18 protein-coding genes are annotated in these 17,462 nt (G+C 48.6%); 2 read left to right on the top strand and 16 right to left on the bottom strand.

All coding sequences use genetic code 11. The annotated features are described in order from the left end of the window. Positions 1-330: 330 nt before the first annotated feature. From BJP58_RS23715 to BJP58_RS23640, 16 genes are all read right to left on the bottom strand, one after another. Positions 331-1,338 carry a LacI family DNA-binding transcriptional regulator gene (locus BJP58_RS23715; RefSeq protein ID WP_194540821.1) on the bottom strand — a complete coding sequence of 336 codons (1,008 nt, stop codon included), beginning with the start codon at positions 1,336-1,338 and terminating at the stop codon, positions 331-333. A gap of 366 nt (positions 1,339-1,704) precedes the next feature. Continuing rightward, positions 1,705-2,919 carry a TraB/GumN family protein gene (locus BJP58_RS23710; RefSeq protein ID WP_194540820.1) on the bottom strand — a complete coding sequence of 405 codons (1,215 nt, stop codon included), beginning with the start codon at positions 2,917-2,919 and terminating at the stop codon, positions 1,705-1,707. Positions 2,920-3,039: 120 nt separating this feature from the next. Next, complete coding sequence (locus BJP58_RS23705) at positions 3,040-3,222, bottom strand: hypothetical protein (protein WP_194540819.1); 183 nt, start codon at positions 3,220-3,222, stop codon at positions 3,040-3,042. A gap of 80 nt (positions 3,223-3,302) precedes the next feature. After that, a complete protein-coding gene (locus BJP58_RS23700; protein ID WP_194540818.1) occupies positions 3,303-4,607 on the bottom strand; it encodes an ABC transporter permease in 1,305 nt (434 codons plus the stop codon). Continuing rightward, positions 4,600-5,502 (bottom strand): ABC transporter ATP-binding protein, encoded by a 903-nt coding sequence (locus tag BJP58_RS23695; RefSeq protein WP_194540817.1) that lies wholly within the window; start codon positions 5,500-5,502, stop codon positions 4,600-4,602. The genes BJP58_RS23700 and BJP58_RS23695 overlap by 8 nt, the downstream gene beginning before the upstream one ends. Before the next feature lie 21 nt (positions 5,503-5,523). Next, complete coding sequence (locus BJP58_RS23690; protein ID WP_194540816.1) at positions 5,524-6,426, bottom strand: ABC transporter ATP-binding protein; 903 nt, start codon at positions 6,424-6,426, stop codon at positions 5,524-5,526. A 6-nt stretch (positions 6,427-6,432) separates the two neighbouring features. Further along, positions 6,433-6,834: a GntR family transcriptional regulator gene (locus BJP58_RS23685; protein ID WP_194540815.1), complete on the bottom strand. Its 402-nt coding sequence runs from the start codon at positions 6,832-6,834 to the stop codon at positions 6,433-6,435. 75 nt (positions 6,835-6,909) lie between these two features. Further along, the gene (locus tag BJP58_RS23680) at positions 6,910-7,611 is read right to left on the bottom strand and encodes a hypothetical protein (RefSeq protein ID WP_233354739.1); all 702 of its coding nucleotides are present in this window, start codon (positions 7,609-7,611) and stop codon (positions 6,910-6,912) included. A gap of 855 nt (positions 7,612-8,466) precedes the next feature. Beyond that, complete coding sequence (locus BJP58_RS23675) at positions 8,467-8,931, bottom strand: DUF420 domain-containing protein (RefSeq protein WP_098741840.1); 465 nt, start codon at positions 8,929-8,931, stop codon at positions 8,467-8,469. 24 nt (positions 8,932-8,955) lie between these two features. Beyond that, positions 8,956-9,864, bottom strand: coding sequence for a cytochrome c oxidase assembly factor CtaG (gene ctaG, locus BJP58_RS23670; RefSeq protein WP_194540813.1), 909 nt, complete (start codon positions 9,862-9,864; stop codon positions 8,956-8,958). A gap of 99 nt (positions 9,865-9,963) precedes the next feature. After that, positions 9,964-10,287 (bottom strand): cytochrome C oxidase subunit IV family protein, encoded by a 324-nt coding sequence (locus tag BJP58_RS23665; RefSeq protein ID WP_071222061.1) that lies wholly within the window; start codon positions 10,285-10,287, stop codon positions 9,964-9,966. Between the two features lie 3 nt (positions 10,288-10,290). Further along, on the bottom strand, positions 10,291-10,911 hold the full coding sequence (locus tag BJP58_RS23660; RefSeq protein ID WP_009590523.1) for a cytochrome (ubi)quinol oxidase subunit III: 621 nt from the start codon (positions 10,909-10,911) through the stop codon (positions 10,291-10,293). Beyond that, the gene (gene ctaD, locus BJP58_RS23655) at positions 10,908-12,755 is read right to left on the bottom strand and encodes a cytochrome c oxidase subunit I (RefSeq protein ID WP_374198253.1); all 1,848 of its coding nucleotides are present in this window, start codon (positions 12,753-12,755) and stop codon (positions 10,908-10,910) included. Before ctaD ends, BJP58_RS23660 begins: the two co-directional genes overlap by 4 nt. Positions 12,756-12,841: 86 nt before the next feature. After that, a complete protein-coding gene (gene coxB, locus BJP58_RS23650) occupies positions 12,842-13,891 on the bottom strand; it encodes a cytochrome c oxidase subunit II (protein WP_100540082.1) in 1,050 nt (349 codons plus the stop codon). 434 nt (positions 13,892-14,325) lie between these two features. Next, on the bottom strand, positions 14,326-15,075 hold the full coding sequence (map, locus tag BJP58_RS23645; protein WP_194540811.1) for a type I methionyl aminopeptidase: 750 nt from the start codon (positions 15,073-15,075) through the stop codon (positions 14,326-14,328). Positions 15,076-15,342: 267 nt separating this feature from the next. Further along, on the bottom strand, positions 15,343-15,531 hold the full coding sequence (locus BJP58_RS23640) for a hypothetical protein (RefSeq protein WP_006208082.1): 189 nt from the start codon (positions 15,529-15,531) through the stop codon (positions 15,343-15,345). A 380-nt stretch (positions 15,532-15,911) separates the two neighbouring features. Here BJP58_RS23640 and BJP58_RS23635 point away from each other — a divergent pair, with 380 nt between their 5' ends. Both BJP58_RS23635 and BJP58_RS23630 read left to right on the top strand, forming a co-directional pair. Continuing rightward, positions 15,912-16,958, top strand: a complete 1,047-nt coding sequence (locus tag BJP58_RS23635) for a serine hydrolase domain-containing protein (protein ID WP_194540810.1) — start codon at positions 15,912-15,914, stop codon at positions 16,956-16,958. 161 nt (positions 16,959-17,119) lie between these two features. Continuing rightward, positions 17,120-17,398, top strand: coding sequence for a transposase (locus BJP58_RS23630; protein WP_194540809.1), 279 nt, complete (start codon positions 17,120-17,122; stop codon positions 17,396-17,398). Positions 17,399-17,462 lie beyond the last annotated feature (64 nt).

Raw genomic sequence — 17,462 nt, 5'->3', positions numbered from 1 at the left:
CTAATAAGTACATACCCGATATTTAAACGTTATTATAACGAAGGAATATCACAAATGAATCACGAAAGCCTCTCGTTCAATAAACAATCGAATCTTTCCGACAACTCGGTGAAAATCAAGAAAATCACTCTATCGAGTCATTGTTCTATTAACCGATGTATGGTATTTGAAGCTGCTGGGGCATAAGCGGGCCGACGGCTTACGAATGCATTATGGTTTGTCGTCAACCATTCATGCTCATCTATTTATACAGTCGATAAAAAAGAAAAGTCCCCGTTAATTCGGGGACCAGGCACTCTTCGTTATTCCTATATAAGGATGTATTACTGTTTATTCAGGCGTGTCTTGCACAGGTCTAACCGTAGAGTCTCTCACGATGAGCTCAGGGTCAATTCGAACATTGCCCCCGCGTTCCATCGTTCCATCCATGCGCTTCAGCAGCATATCCGCTGCGGCAAGCCCAATCCGGTCAGCAGGCTGCCGGACCGTTGTCAAATGGGGGCGCAGCTTGGATGAGATATACTGATCGTCATAGCCGACAATGGCTACCTGTTCCGGAACCCGGATGCCTTCTTCCAAAAGAGCGTTCAGGACCCCGAGCGCGATATTGTCATCGCCTGCGAATACGGCGGTAGGAAGTCGTCCTTCCCGCAGCCATTTGCGACAGACATCGTAGCCAAAGTCGATTTCGAAATCGCCCGTAATCATTTCGAACGGCGCCAGGCGCTTTTCCTCAAGCGCCTGCAGAAAGCCGCTGCGACGTTCCCTCGTGCTGCGGAACATATCCTGCCCGCTGATATGCGCAATGGAGGTATGGCCGAGATCGAGCAGGTGCTTCGTTGCGGTATAGCCGCCTTTGTAGTTGTCTATGGTGACGGAATAAGCGTCATTATCCGGCTTCTGGTTGTCTATCAGGACATAAGGGATATTTCGGCGTTTCATTTCCACGATATAGTTGTCTTCTTCTAGCGGCGAGAGCAGAATCAGTCCGTCCACGCGGTCTTCCTGAATCAGATAATGGGCCTCGTCGGAGCCTATACCCGTAGAGACCGAAATGGCCAGGAAATAACCGTGCAGTGCCAGCACCTCATTCAGCTCCTTGACCACAGCGTCGAAGAAAGAGTCCTGAAGGGTAGTTACGATCAACCCAACGATTCCTGTCTTACCCCGTGCTAAACTCCGGGCAGCGGCATTGGGACGGTAATCAAGCTCCTTGATGGCTTCCAGAACCTTTAGTCTGTTCTTCTCTCGAACGGATTCAGCACCATTTAAGACACGTGAAACGGTCACGACGGACAGTCCTGATTTTTTTGCTACGTCAAATATACTAACCTTCATTGTTTATACTCCTTGCGGCATATTTTCCGTACGTTTACAAAACTTAACACTAGTATACATGTACGGGGCCTGGCCGCGAAGCTAATTTAACAAAAGCACCGCCCCTTTCGGGACGGTACGATAGTTTGCATTAACGTTTGATAATTTCCATGACTTTTTACTGAATCGTCGGCATCACTTCTTGACAGCGCCACCCACAACTCCTTCCGATGCTTTATTCCTTTGAACACTGGCCCACCCCCTCTACGATGGGCATAGATACAGATTCGGCATGCTTCCTGTTTCACAATTAAAAAACCTTCCAATGATCGAATAACGATCATTGGAAGGTTTTCATTTCCCCGAAGACTACAACCCTGCGGCTATCTATTTGCGAACGACAGTATAGCCTTTATCCTGCAGCAGCTTCACGATGCCATGCTCACCCAGATAGTGGGCTGCGCCAACCACGATGAAGTACTCTTCATTTTTGCCGTTTTTCAGGTATCCGTCGATTTTCTCGGCCATGCCGATGTTTCGGTCAATCAGCATCGCTTTATTGTATTCCTCGTCAACGGCCATGCTGTTGGTGAACTCCAGCAGTTCCTCATCATTGCCCGTCTTCCACATTTCACCTAATTGCTCGACACTGCCATCCAGTACATCGAAATTGTCCAAGACGATGTTGAGATTCTTCTCCTGCAACTCTTTAGAGAAGCCATTGAACATGCCCAGCTGCAATTCGTAGGATTCCAGCTCGATCACCGGAATTTTGCGCTCGATCGCTTTCTGGACGAAATACAGATCGATTCCTGCAGCCGCTTCGTATCCAGCCTTCACTGCTTTCAAGCTGCTGATCGTGGATTCCGCTACCCAAGGCTTGAATGCATCTAAGGCATTCGGCTGCATGCCGCTCTCCGTCAGGATTTTGCCGAGTTTGGCGTACGTCTCGCTGGTCACATGATCCTTGAGTGTTGTTCCATCTTTATACATCCCCATATCCATGATCAGCTGCTGCTGAGCTTCGTCAGCTGCTTTGCTGACATCAACCTCGACACCGAGATAGTCCGCTTCGGCAAAGGCTTCCTCAAACTCCGGACGCAGCGGGTAGAAGCTGTCATCCGCGATGTGCATAGAGCCTACCAGATAAACGGTATTCCCGTTGCTCTCCACTTCCCACATGAAGCCGCGGCCACCTGTTTGAGCGACCTCCGTTTCTTTGGAAACCAGCACAACGGTGCGAGTTTTCGCATCCCAGCTAACCTTATAACCCGCAGCGTCCCCAACAACCCGAATTGGCGCATACGTTACGCCATTGATTTGTTTCAGTTTGCTTTTCAGCGTAATGGTTTTGCCGTCCACAACCACATGGATCGTGTCATCTGCAGCATCCGTCAGTTTCACATCCATCGCCTGGAGCGTTGTTCTGAGCGGGACGAGCGTTGTGCCCTTATCTATAACCGGTGTGCCAAGCGAGTATTTAACTACTTCGTTATCCACTTTTACTGCTGGCTGCTGTGGAGCAGCCATGGCAGGCACTGCCGAAGCAAGCAAACCTACCGAAATCGTGAGTGACAATATCATTCTTTTCCAATTTTTCATTTATGTAATCTCCTTTATGTTGTTGTAATCGGGTGCGATTAAGAATAGCCGTGCATCAAACTATTTATTTATGGGGTTATATTCGCCATACCGCTGTCGGTATGGCGCCCCCCATATCTTCTATTTCTTTGCTCCAGCAGCCCATAAGCCTGCTATAGCGATCACGGCAACTGCTCCCATTAATCCTTCTTGCATGGCATCCTTTAGCGCAGAACCTTCCGTGTTGAACATGAAGCCGAACAAAATCACGACTGCAGCAGCGCTTAAAAACATTAATAATTTCGAGCTAGTACTTTTGGTCATTTTAACAACCTCGCTATTAAGGATCAGTATCAGATTTAAAGACATCCATTAAAATTGAAAATCACTTGTACAGTTCGTGCTTACATCTTATAAGCTTTCATCGCTTTTCTAAGCTCCTTGAACGTAGGGCGTTTGCCGTACATCAAGACACCGGTACGATAGATTTTCGCTGCCAACCAGCCAAAGACGAGGATGGATACGATCAGGATCGCCAGTGAGAGCAGGATCTCCCACAATGGGATATCTCCAAGTCCGATGCGAACCAGAATCGTGGTCGGCGAGATGAACGGAATATAGCTGGATACCTTCATCAGCATCGAGTTCGGAGCGCTTAAGCTAAAGATCGCGATATAGAATGCCACCAGCGACAGCATCGTGATCGGCATAACCGCCTGCCCCAAATCCTCGGTACGACTGACGATCGAACCAATGGCCGCATAGAGCATCGCGTACAAGAAATAACCAAGGATGTAGAAGATTAAACCGAACACCAGAAGCATCGGGTCGATCGCCGTCAGGTCGAGATTCATGTCCTTCAATGTATCCATATTGTGCGGCAGCATCAGGTTCACGGCGGTTACAACACCGAATGCCGCGATCTGCGACAGTCCCAGCAGGAACATGCCAATAACCTTACCAAACATTTGGCTCAGCGGAGATACGCTTGTAATCAAAATCTCCATGATGCGGGAGCTCTTCTCTGTCGTTACTTCAGATGCGATCATGTTACCTGTTCCCATCAAAGTGAAGAAGAAGAGAATAATCAGTGCATACACGACAATGTAGTTAATAACCTCGGAAGCCCCTTCCTTCTCTCCGGAAGCTCCGCCCGCGTTACCCGTTTCTGTAGGATTGATACCCCGAGCATCAATCTGAACAGGCGTATTCAGCTCATTGATCTGCGCATCGGACAAATTAAGTCCGTCTACAATGCTGCGCGTCTTCGCCACTTGCAGAGCTGCTTGCAGGTTGGATTGCAGTTCCGGACTCATGGCCTCGTCTTCAGAGCTGTAGACCACCGTCGGGAACGCATTGCCTTCTTTTGCTTCAAATTTCAGATAACCTTCGATAACGCCATCTTTAATGTCTTTATTCAGAGCGGCTTCATCAGCCGTTTCATATTTTACAAATTCATAGGAAGTTGACGGCAGATTACTCCAAGTGGTTTCCAGTTGTTCGGCAAGCATTTGCTCCTGTCCGTAAACCAGTCCGATGCGGGTGGTTTCTTCGGAGCCCGCCTTATCTCCCGTAAACATTTGAATCAGAAAAGGAAGATTGATCCCGATGGTAATAATGAGTGCAAATATCAAGGTCGAAACAAGAAAGGACTTCGTTCTTACTTTATTCATGAACGTAAATCGGATAACGGTCCACATATTATTCATTGGATTCACCTACCGCCTTTATGAAGATTTGATTGAGTGTCGGCTCCTTCACTTCAAACCGATGGATCGTGCTTTGCGACATGGCTGTATTCAAAATCTCTTGCGCTGCATCAACCTGGCTGATCCGGATGGAGTAGCCGTCCTCTGTCCGCTCCACAGCCGTTACGCCTGGCAGGGCTTCAAGACCACGGACTTCACCGGACGTACCGAGCATCACCTCTTCTCGAGGATACTTGGATTTGATATCCTTCAGGTTCCCCTTCACTACCGTATTGGAGCGATGCAGAATGGTAATGTTCTTACACAACTCCTCGACATGTTCCATCCGGTGGGTGGAGAACAGAATGCTCGTGCCTTTGTCGCGTAGTTCTTTTACCGTTGATTTCAGAAGTTCGACGTTCACCGGATCCAGACCGCTGAAGGCTTCGTCCAAAATCAGAATTTGCGGGTCATGAACAACCGCTGCGATAAAGCCCATTTTTTGCTGATTACCCTTAGACAGTTCTTCAATCTTCTTATCATAATAGTCAGGTACTTCAAACCGTTCCAGCCAATATTTCAGACTCTTATCCGCGTCTTTCGCGGACATGCCCCGCAGCTGTGCCAAGTAGGAAATCTGCTCGCTGACTTTCACTTTCGGGTATAACCCGCGCTCTTCCGGCAAGTAACCCATAATGTGACGCAGTTCTTTGTTATACGGCTTTCCGTTATATAGAATCGTTCCGTCATCCGGGTAGATCAACCCAAGCACCATCCGCATGGTGGTTGTTTTGCCGGCGCCGTTCGCGCCAAGCAGTCCGTAGATTTCACCTTCCTCAACCTGAAGCGAAATCCGGTTTACTGCCGTTTTGTCCGCATAAATCTTAACTACATTGTCTAATTGCAAGCGTTGCATATCGTAAAACCCCTCTCTATCCTAGTTCTGCACGTTGGCAGGAATGTTTCCGTCAATCCATAATCGAAGCACTTCATCCAGCTCCAGGGAACGGGTCTGAATAAACGGTATGCCTGCAGACTGCAGGATCTTCTCCACTTCCAAGCATTCCGTGGTTATAAAAGAAATCGTTGTTGCTGTCTCTTGTTTGTAACTCAGAATACCCGGCAGCTCCTCCACAATGGAGGCATCCCCTTGTATCCAGCACTCCTTCCAGTTATCCAGCAGCGAGTCCTTCTCCACCATGCCCAGCAGCTTTCCATGATGAATGAGAATGACGTAATCCGCCAGCCGCCGGATTTCATCCACAACATGGGTTGAGAGCACGATCGTTGTATCCATGGACTTCATTACTTTGTGCAGCTGGTCGATCATCAGCTTCCAAGCGAAAGGATCGAGACCGGAAGAAGGTTCATCCAGCAGCAAGAACTTGGGCCTTGGTGCAAGTGCAGCGGCGATCTCGAACTTGCGTCGTTCCCCTTTGGACATCTTGCGCAGTTTTACGCCTCGCGGGACATCAAACCGGGATAGCAGCTCATCGAAAAAATAACCGTCCCAAGTGTCATACCAGGATGCGCGAAAGCTGGCCGCTTCATCTACCGTCAAATGCTGCTCCTCTACACTCAACTGTTCAGGAACGAATCCCATTTGTTTACGGATCGAGACCGGAAGCTCTCCCCGGTAAGACTCGCCGAACCAGGTGATCTCCCCTTCGTCCGGAAACACGGTCTGCATCATCATGTTCAGCAGCGTGCTTTTTCCCGAGCCGTTAGGCCCCACCAGGGCAACAATATATCCTTGAGGAATCGACAATTCGATCGGGCCGATGGTTTTCGTTCTCCGTCGTTTAATGACATTACGAAATTCAATGATATGTGGTTCCATGACGTGTTAACGACCTCCTTTTGCATCGAGTACTTCCCGAATCACTTCCATGAACAGTTCCTTCAATTCATCCTCGTTAAACTGAACGGCAAGCCCTTTTTCGACTGCTATTCTTAACGCCTCAATAACCGCATCGCGTTTATACTGTTCACGGGCCTGATCCCCGACGCCGGCCACAAAGGTTCCCGTACCTTGTCTCGTTCGCAGCAGCCCTTCATTCTCAAGATCCTGATACACCCTGCGTACCGTAATGACACTACAGTTCAGATTCCCGGCAAATTCCCTAATGGACGGCAATAACGTTCCCTCCTCAATCTGACCGCTAATAATGAGTGAGCGCAGCTGTGTTTCAATCTGGTGATATAAAGGCTCTGCGCTATTTTCATTGATCTGAATCGGAATTCGCACCTTTTATCACCTCGCTTTTCTCCTGTGCATAAACCCGTGCTATTGCGATTCCATACGGATTCATCTTCATATCCTTCATGATAAGTCCCTGGTCTGCTGCCGAATGTAGGTTATTTTGCTTATAAGGAGCATAGATGCCAGTCCAACCATCAGCGATCCCCACATGACCGGAGATAGCAGGCCCCATTTGATGGAGGCTCTCACAACGAACTCGAAAACGCTGTAACCCAGCAAGCTAAGCATAACGGCCGTTCCGGAGGTGATCACCATCACCAGAAGGGTAATCCCGAAGTACTTCTTACCGCTGCACATATTCTCCCAGTAAATATAGGGTCCTGTTATTAAAAACCCGATGCCCATCCAGGTCAGTATAAATGCAATATAACTAGGGATATCCATCGCGGTTCTAATATGATTGCCTATCGCATAAATGACTCCAAATAATACGATGCCGTTTATGATGAAAGCGATCAGCGAGTTTATGATCCGGCTTACGAAGATGGCCGAGGCAGGTACCGGTAGACTCCGGTAAAAATACAGCATCCGGGTGTATGAATCCTCGTTCAGATACCGGAAGGACCTCCTGCTAAAAAGGAATCCCAGCAACGGAGCGTAGAATACCAATAGAAAGTCAATCAGTGGATTGATGTACTCATCCAAATGTTCAAACTGGTTGTCAATGATAACGCTGGTGGCAAACCCCATATACACCATAAACATTATGTTCCATACAATTTGCAGCTTGTCGCTAGCGAAGTCTTTCTTAACGATCTTCATCGCATTATGGAGAACTTGTTGCAATGCAGCTCACCCTTTCATGTCTTCATATATTCATTTCGTTATCATCGCAGTTAAGTTTCACTGTGCTTAGTGTGATTACTGTGCTCACTGTGTATATCTTTATACACAGTATATAGTGTGTATATAAACAGTGTCAATAGAAGTTGTAAAAAAAAACCGGCAGAGATGCCTGTCGGGTATCACTTCCCCATGGCGGCTCATTCAAGAGCTTCCTGCACAAGGGGAGTGTAGCCGCGGAGGAGACCTGGCGTTCGCCTTTGAAACCGGGAAACATCCATCTCGTCTAATCCCAGTTTCCTGGTTTCAACAGCGACCGGAGCGGATACACTCCCCCTCCCTGCCCTCTCACTCTCTAAACACCTGTCCGAGGCTTCCTGACGGGTGTCACTACCCCATGGCGGCTCATTCAAGAGCTTCCTGCACAAGGGGAGTGTAGCCGCGGAGGAGACCTGGCGTTCGCCTTTGAAACCGGGAAACATCCATCTCGTCTAATCCCAGTTTCCTGGTTTCAACAGCGACCGGAGCGGATACACTCCCCCTCCCTGCCCTCTCACTCTCTAAACACCTGTCCGAGGCTTCCTGACGGGTGTCACTACCCCATGGCGGCTCATTCAAGAGCTTCCTGCACAAGGGGAGTGTAGCCGCGGAGGAGACCTGGCGTTCGCCTTTGAAACCGGGAAACATCCATCTCGTCTAATCCCAGTTTCCTGGTTTCAACAGCGACCGGAGCGGATACACTCCCCCTCACCATACCCACAATTCTCTTGAATGAGCCTCCCCGCGCAAACAAAAAACACCCGCCAGATTCCTCTGACGGGTGTTCTCCCACGCTTACATTCCAAATATCACTTTCCATACAGGCTGGGTATGCCCGCCCGGATATAACAGGTACAGCAAGGTATACACGGCTACGCCGGTAATGGCGGTAAAGAACCAGATGATCGACGTGACTCTGCCCCATTTGCGGTGCTTGGAATACTTCTCCTTGAAGCCGAGGGTCAATGTCGTGATCCCGAATACCGCTGCGACGGTAGCCAGGACAATGTGGAAGACCAGGAATACCTGATAATACGGTTGCAGATCATCAGGTCCACCCCATGACGTGTTCCCGATGAATACGGTGCGCGAGGAATAGATGATAAAGAAGATGACGGCTGCGACGGCCGCCCAGATCATTACCTTTTTGTGGGCTTCGCGCTTCCCCTTAATGATAAGACCCCAGCCAATCGCTACCAACACGGCGCTGATGACAATAAACGTTGTACTGACCGTGGGAAATATAAAAAACCAATCCATATGGATCCCCCTTCAATAATCCCCTTACGCCTGATTGAGCTTGCCGGGAGGAATCTCGCTAGGCAAAGGATCGTCTTCCTGATTTTCTCGTTTGTACCAATGAAAGAACACATAGGCTAGCATCGAGGCAAAAATAATCTCTTGGAAAAACTTCATGATGATCCCGCCCACTCGCTGGTCAATCGCAGGCTCCAGATAACCGAAGAACTCAGGTCCGCCAAATTGGCTAAGCAATGCCGAGGTATCGCCAGCTACGCAGTATCCCATCGCCTTCGCCCATACCACCGGATCGCTGTACGTTGCGTACATGGGCTCGCTCGAGAATATAATGAGCGCACACGCCGGAGTTAACAATACCATGTTGAGAAAAATGTATCCCATTTTCAAAAGACCTGAGGACTTGTCCTTCTCCGGAATCGGGTTAATGATAGCCCACCACATCAACAGTGAGGCGATGAACAGGATTAAATAGTACAAGCGGTGCACCCAGAAGTTCAACATGACAAAGTCATGGATAACCGGGACGTGATAAAAAGAAAACAAACCGTTAAACAGAACCGCGGCAACGATCGGACGCGCAAGAAAACCGAGCTTCTTAAACGGGTTGACCTTATCGAAGGCACGCCACATCCAGACAGGAATACCCAGAATCAAGAGCGGCATCGCCATTAAATAGGACATGGCCATACTGACCATATGAAACGAGAACATCGTATGTCCCAGCAGTTCAATAGGTCCACCCTGCGCAAGATAGAACGTAAGCATACCGCCTACAAACAGCGCTTTCCTTCCTGCGGAAACCGGAGCGCTCCCTTCGAATCTACTGCTCAGCGGTCCGGTCAACAGGAAGTAGCCTGCTGTCACGAGCAGCATAAATGCCAGGAACAAGGGACTCCATTTATCTGCAAAACTAAAATATTCTAAGCCCAGCATGCAAAAACCTCCCCTAAACGGGTTAAATTCTGTCGAAATTGTGACACCTTCCTACGATTTAAAAAAAGAGGGGGCTGAAGAGCCCACCTCTTTTTCATTTTACCACCAAACCCAGAACAGTGCCATGACAATACAGGTACTAGCTACGAAGAAACCGCCAATCATAAATAGGATTGGCATCAGATGCCCTTTGTCCTTCAAGTGCATCCAGTAACCCATTTGCACGAACACCTGCAACACAGCCATAACCAGCAAAATGATGATCGTAAATGCTGTGTTGATGCCACCGGCTGCGACAGCCGCAAAAGCAATCGCAGTCAGGACGATCGAGAAAATAAAGACAACAATGTGTTTCTCAGGACCTTCCACACGATGGCGGTGTTTTACTGTAGGCCCCTCATTAGATTGTTGATTCGCAGTCATTCCTTAGCCCACCTTTCCAAGAAGGTATACGACCGAGAAGATGAACACCCATACAACGTCGATAAAGTGCCAGTACATGGCAGAAACATATACCTTAGGTGCTGTAACTACGGTTAACCCTTTTCTGTACAGCTGAGCGATCAACAGGCTGATCCACACAACCCCAAACGCAACGTGGGCACCGTGGAAGCCAACCAGCGTATAGAATGCAGACGAGAATGCACTCGTCTTCATGTTAAACGATTCATGCACAACATATTCATAGAACTCATAAATTTCAAGGCCAAGGAACCCAAGACCCAGAACAACGGTTACGATCAGCCACAACTTCAGCTTCTCGATATTGTGACGGTGGAGCGCCTGAATAGCGAACACACTGGTCAAGGAACTGACAAGCAATATCAACGTTGCCGCTGCCGTAATCGGCAGAGAGAACAGCTCAGCTGCGGTTGGGCCTTCGTTGTTCTGTCCGCGAAGCGCCAGGAACGTTGCAAACAACGTACCGAAGAGCACGGCCTCTCCACCGAGGAAGAGCCAGAAACCAAGAACCTTATTACGGCCTTCGAGTGTTGCCTTCTCCGGCTCGTGAGGAAGTTCGCCGTTTACATGTTCAGCGTGACTCATGCTTTACCCTCCCCTTCCAGTTCTTCAACTTCGATGTGATATCCATGATCATCGTACAGGGAACGAGCGATCATTGCCGCGAACGTAATCAGAAGACCAACAATCAGAACGATATATTTATTGAAGATTAAGCTCATGAACGAATTTGAGAAGTCCTCCGTGCTAAACATGAAACCAAGACCCGCGATAAACAGACCCAGTGACATCACAAACGGAAGGATGCTTGGCGAAGGCATGTGGATTGGACCAACCGGTTCGGATGGTGTCATCTCTTTATTGCCTGCCATCTTCTCTTTCCAATAAGCGTCAATGCCGCGAACAAGCGGAATTTGCTTAAAGTTGTACTCTGGAGGTGGAGAAGGAATACTCCACTCGAGCGTACGGCCATCTTCCCATGGATCGGCCGGAGCACCAACCGGTTTTCTCGAAGTGATCACAACGTTAGCCAAGAAGGCCAGAACGCCAATCCCCATCAAGATTGCGCCGATGGTACTGATAAAGTTAAGTTCGTCAAAATTCTGATTCGGCAGATAAGAGACAATCCGCCGCTGCATACCCAGCAATCCAAGGAAATGCTGTACGAAGAATGTCAAATGGAAGCCGATTGCGAACAACCAGAACGTCCATTTGCCAAGCGTTTCGTTCAATACCCGGCCGAACATTTTTGGCCACCAGTAGTGGAGTCCGGCAAACAAACCGAATACCAGACCACCAACGATAACGTAGTGGAAGTGAGCTACAACGAAATACGTATCATGGAACTGGAAGTCTGCCGGAGCAGATGCCAGCATGACGCCGGTAACTCCACCCATAACGAACGTCGGTACGAAACCGATCGCGAACAGGTTTGCACTGGTAAAGCGGATTTGACCGCCCCACATCGTAAAGAGCCAGTTAAAGATTTTGATACCGGTAGGAACGGCGATCAGCATCGTTGCGATGGAGAAGAGCGCATTCGCTACAGGACCAAGACCTGTCGTAAACATATGGTGAGCCCAAACCATGAAGCCCAAGAAGGCGATCAGGATGGTTGCAAATACCATGGAGCTGTATCCGAACAAACGTTTACGAGAGAATGTCGGAATAACTTCTGAAATAATACCGAATGCCGGCAAAATCAGAATGTAGACTTCAGGGTGACCGAAGATCCAGAAAATATGCTGCCACAATACGGAGCTACCGCCAGCCGCAACATCAAAGAAATTGGCACCGAGCAAACGGTCAAAGCTAAGCAATACGAGACCTACCGTAATGGCAGGGAATGCGAACAGGATCATGGCCGATGTGATGAAAGCCGTCCATGTAAACATTGGCATTCTCATGAAGGACATTCCAGGTGCACGCATCGTTATGATGGTAGCCAGGAAGTTGATACCACCGATCAACGTACCCAGACCCGCAATCTGAAGACCTATGGTATAAAAGTCTACACCGTGCGTGGACGAGTAGTCATTTGTGGAAAGCGGTGTATAGGATGTCCAGCCCGCATCAGGCGCGCCGCCCATAATCCAGCTAAGATTGAGCAAAAGTCCACCGAACAAAAACGTCCAAAATCCAAGCGAGTTCAAAAATGGAAATGCGACGTCACGTGCACCGATCTGAAGCGGAATAACCGCGTTCATCAAGGCGAAGATAACTGGCATAACACCAAGGAAAATCATCGTCGTTCCGTGCATTGTAATCAATTCGTTAAATACTTGAGCCGATACCAGATCGTTCATCGGCTTGATCAGCTGCAAGCGAATCAGAATCGCTTCAATACCGCCAATCCCGAAGAAGAAGCCGCCCGCTATCAGGTATAATATCCCGATTTTCTTGTGGTCAACGGTTGTAAGCCAATCCATTAACCCCGTGTAGCGCTTGACGCTATGGCTTTGAGCATGAGCGTGAGCCAAGGTTTGTACCCCCTTTTAAAGTTCTTGCTGCTGTATTAATAATCCAACTTATAATTGGCCAAGTAATCGGCAATCTGCTCGATTTCTTCGTCACTGAAGCCGAGATCCTTCGGATTAGGCATCGTGTTGCCAGGTTTTACAGCCTGAGGCTCCATCAGCCATTCCACCAGGTTGTCTTTCGTAGGCTTCGTGCCTGGTTTGCCGCTTATGTCGTTCAGCAAGATACTCGCAATCGTCTCACGTGATCCAATGCCGGTCAGGTTAGGACCCATCGCTCCGCCTTGGTCGCCTACAGCGTGGCAAGAAAGGCAGTTGGTCTTGAATTTCTCGGCGAGTGCCGCATCCGCAGGAAGCACAGCAGGTTCTTTAAATGCCGCTACCCATTTGTCAAATGCCGCATCGTCAACCGCTTTCACCCGGAATTCCATGAAGCCGTGAGAAGGACCGCACAACTCTGCGCATTTACCAATGTATGTATCTGCTTTGTCAGCAACCAGAGTCATGTAGTTAACGCTGCCTTCTGTGTTTGTATCCATCTTGCCGCCGAGCGATGGTACCCAGAAGGAGTGAAGCACATCATTCGTTTTTAATTGGAAAGCAATTTTCTTGCCTACAGGAATAACCAGCTCTTGAGCGGTTCTTACGCCGTAGTCTGGATAATTAAACTCCCACCAGAACTGATGAGAAGTAACTTCCACCTTAACTGCATCTGGATTGTTCCAGTCGTTCTCTCCGTAAGCAAATACCTTTTGAATAGTAGGAACTGCAAGCACGAGTACCAAGAGCAGCGGAATCGCCGTCCAAATAATCTCCAACTTATGGTTACCTTCTACTTGCTCAGGAATTTCATCTTGTCCCTTCTTTCGACGGAATTTAACAAGCACGTATGCGGCGATTCCAAATACCACAACCATTACGACGATCATAATCGAAATGGAGAGCTTAATTAAATCCAGTTGACCTTGTGCTACCGGACCTTGTGGTCTTAAGACCGACAAATCCTCTCGGCCGCAGCCGGATAACACCAAAGCAAACATGGCCATCAAAGGAAGAAGACGCTTTACAGCCTGCCACCGTTTCATCATTGATCTACCCCACTTTTCCGATTTTCGTAGACTACCATCCGGCGCAAACAGCGGTAATCTACCTGCACAATCACGGATGAAGTAATCCTGTCAATTAAAGCAATCACTTATTAAATATAAGTTCATGGGTTGCTTTTGTCAATCATTCACAGGGAGTTCACAAATTGTTCGAAAAGTCGTCAAAGTCGCGCCATTACTGATTTTGCAATCGCTTTCAAAGCGTATCCACCGTCCCGCGACCCATCATTCGACATTCTTCACACCCTGTCAGCGACAGCCTTCATAGCTATATATACAGTCATTTCCGCCTTTTTGAATCTATATGCAGCCGTCCCCCATTTATCTGGCACCCATGATATAAGGAGGTCTCCTTCGAAAAGCCCTGATGCCTCACGAAGAAAGCCTCCTATTATTATGGTATATTTTTCTGCATCTTAATCCGTCAGGATAACAGCTTCTCCACGAGTAATAGCAATCGTATGCTCATACTGGACGCCCACCGATCCGTCCGCACTGGAAATGGTCCAGCCGTCATCCCCCCAGAACACGGCACCCGAGGGGCCCAGGGTGAAAACGGGTTCGATGGTAATGACCATTCCTTCTTTGAGTTTAAGTCCCCTTCCTGGAATGCCATAGTTCGGGACATCGGGCGGCTCGTGGATGGCGCGGCCGATGCCATGACCGACAAGCGATTTGACGATCCCGTAGCCTTCCCTTTCGGCAACCTGCTCAATGGCATAACCTACGTCGCCCAAGGTTGCGCCGTGCCGAGCGGCCTCAATCCCTTTAAACAGCGCTTCATGGGTGTGCTGCATCAGCTGGTTTACTTCCCTTGAAACCCGATCTACCGCATAGGTCCAGCCGGAATCCGCCAGCCACCCGTTCTTATTCACCACCATATCAATGGTCACAACATCCCCGGATTGCAGCGGCCGCTGATCGGGGAATCCATGACACACCACATCATTGACCGATGCACAAGTGGCGTATGGAAATCCTTTATATCCTTTTTGCTCGGGCAAAGCCCCATTCTTCTCCAAAAATCTCTCGACCCTGGCATCGATCTCGCTCGTTGTGATTCCCGGTTTGATGACTTTCGCTATTTCACGGTGACACGCAGCCAATATACGTCCCGCCTCGCGGATATATCCGATTTCTTCCTTCCGTCTGAGCTGTGTCCTCACATCTGTCCACTCCCTTATATCCTTATCGGATCGATTGCTAACAATATATGTAGGGACAGATGCAAAATTCCCCCAGGAAATAGACTTTCCGAGGAGATGAGTCTGTTCACTTAACGGGGACTGGCAAACGCAAAAAAACCGCTTTCGGGACATTCGCCCCAAAAACGGTTTAACCATAAACTCTAAATTGATTCATATCATTAGTCATTAACAAGGTGAAGATGCGATGCGTGTTGGTTATTTCTATAGACCAGGTGCTATTACAGGTTACGAAACGGAGGAATTCAGCTTGCCAAGTTCATGCTCAACAACAAGTGTAAGCTCTTCTTCATAGCCCCCCATAATATGGTACTTCCGGACATACTCCTTTACAAATTTTTTCGGATCTTTAGGCCGGAAAATTCGTGTCATTTCCCGCAGACTTTCCTTAACCTCATTGTGACCTTTCGTTGCCATGATGGATCCCTCCCAAAACGTGTGGAATAAAATTACTCCGTTTAAAGAGAATGCCGAAAAGATCTACCTCCATTAAGTTGAAGCCATATTGCAGTTCTTACGGTGACCATTAGGTTGATATTCAGCAACTTACCAATGCACCTGACACTATACATACCCTAACAGCATGCAACTGAATCATTAATATATTATATCATATTCTTCTGTTTGTTTCATCTTTCCCAAAAAATGTTTTTTGGTACTATGTTTTTCATCAGATCATCCTTTATCCCCGGAATTGGTTAAGATACATTCAAACGCAGCTCCCGCGATCTCGAAATCAGCGAATATCACAAATAGATACGCATAACATATTCTAGACTCAAGGAGGTCTACAGTTCATGCCGAACTCACAGTCTATCCTGCATTCCCCTGTCGATTTAGGATCACCTATCCCTGCCGCTGAGCCTCATGAGGCAGGGCTGCACCTCGATTCGCTTAATCAGGTCGACCTGATTATTCAGAAACAATATCCGAAAATGCGCAGCTTTCTCCTGCTGCATGCCGGCAAACTCATCTACGAACGCTATTACAACGGTCATGGCGTTTCCTCGCTGAACGATCTCAGGTCCGCTACCAAGAGTTTCACGTCAGCATTATGCGGCATCGCCCAATCACGCGGCGAATTACCTGATCTGAATTCCTCTTTAATGGACATTTTCCATCGATATGTTCCCGAACGAGCCCATCCGCTCTTACACAAGGTATCCCTTCATCATCTGCTGACGATGACCTCGGGCTTTGCGTGGCAAACCGGTAAAAAGCTGGGGGAACCGCTCATTCACCGATTCCACCGCAACCGGAAATGGACGAGCTTCGCGCTATCCCTCCCTGTCATGGAACAGGAAATGGGCCTCTTTCAATACCGGAGCACGGATTCCCACCTACTCTCCGTTGCCATTAGCGAGGCTACGGGAATGGATGCTTACGCCTATGCCAGACAATATTTATTCGAGCCGCTCGGCATTCGCCATTCCGCCTGGTCCCCAAGCCCCGAGGGCCACAGCATGGGTCACGTCGGCCTCTATCTCACCTCCCGCGACATGGCCAAGTTCGGTCTTTGCTGCCTGAATGGGGGACGATGGCAAGGCAACACGCTCATCCCGGAATCATGGCTTAAGCAAGCCCTCGCCCCGCAGGTCAAGGGCTATCCCGCCTTTGGGGATTACGGATTTCAGTGGTGGACCGGCATTCAGAACGGGACTCCCTTCGCGCTTGCACACGGCCATGGAGGGCAGCAAATCTACCTTTTTCCCCAATTGGATACGGTCGTCGTATTTACTGCCGACAGCAAGGTCAGCCGCTGGAAGAACCCACGCTCTCTGCTGGAGCGCTATATTCTTGATGACTTAAAGTCAAAACCTGCTGCATCACCGTCAGGCAGCTGACAGATCGTCCTGTGGCCATCCCTACACTTAGAGCATCCGGTTCTTTCCCAAAACCGTAATCTGACTTACCTTGCAAATTTCAGCGGATAGTACCTCCTCTTTCTGGTTACTTTATGCGATATGAATCATTTCTAAAATCAAGCCTGAGAGGAGCATGCGACATGTCCGGAAAAGACAAGGATCTCCACCCTATTTCGCGAGAAGAGGTTGAAGTAGACGGGACATACACAAATGAATGGGGACGGGAGGAATATTTAAAACGCGGCGAAGAATTCCCGTTCGATCCCCAGAAGGGCTCCACGGAATGGCGGCTGGCGGAATATGATTTTGAAAACCACCATCAAGGCAGGACAGACGAGCGTCTGGTTCCGAAAGAGAAAGGCCCTGATAAGCAGGTTAATGCCGAATCGCCGCTACGCCATGATGTGCATGTAGACTAAAGCCCTTGTATATCGGCAGTGAAGAGATGATTCATCAGATCTGCTCATAAAAAAGGGTGATAAG

It is taken from the genome of Paenibacillus sp. JZ16 (genome assembly GCF_015326965.1).
In the GTDB taxonomy this organism is placed as follows: domain Bacteria; phylum Bacillota; class Bacilli; order Paenibacillales; family Paenibacillaceae; genus Paenibacillus_AQ.
The sequence above is the reverse complement of the archived record's forward strand: the minus strand, read 5'-3'. Positions and strand labels throughout refer to the sequence as shown.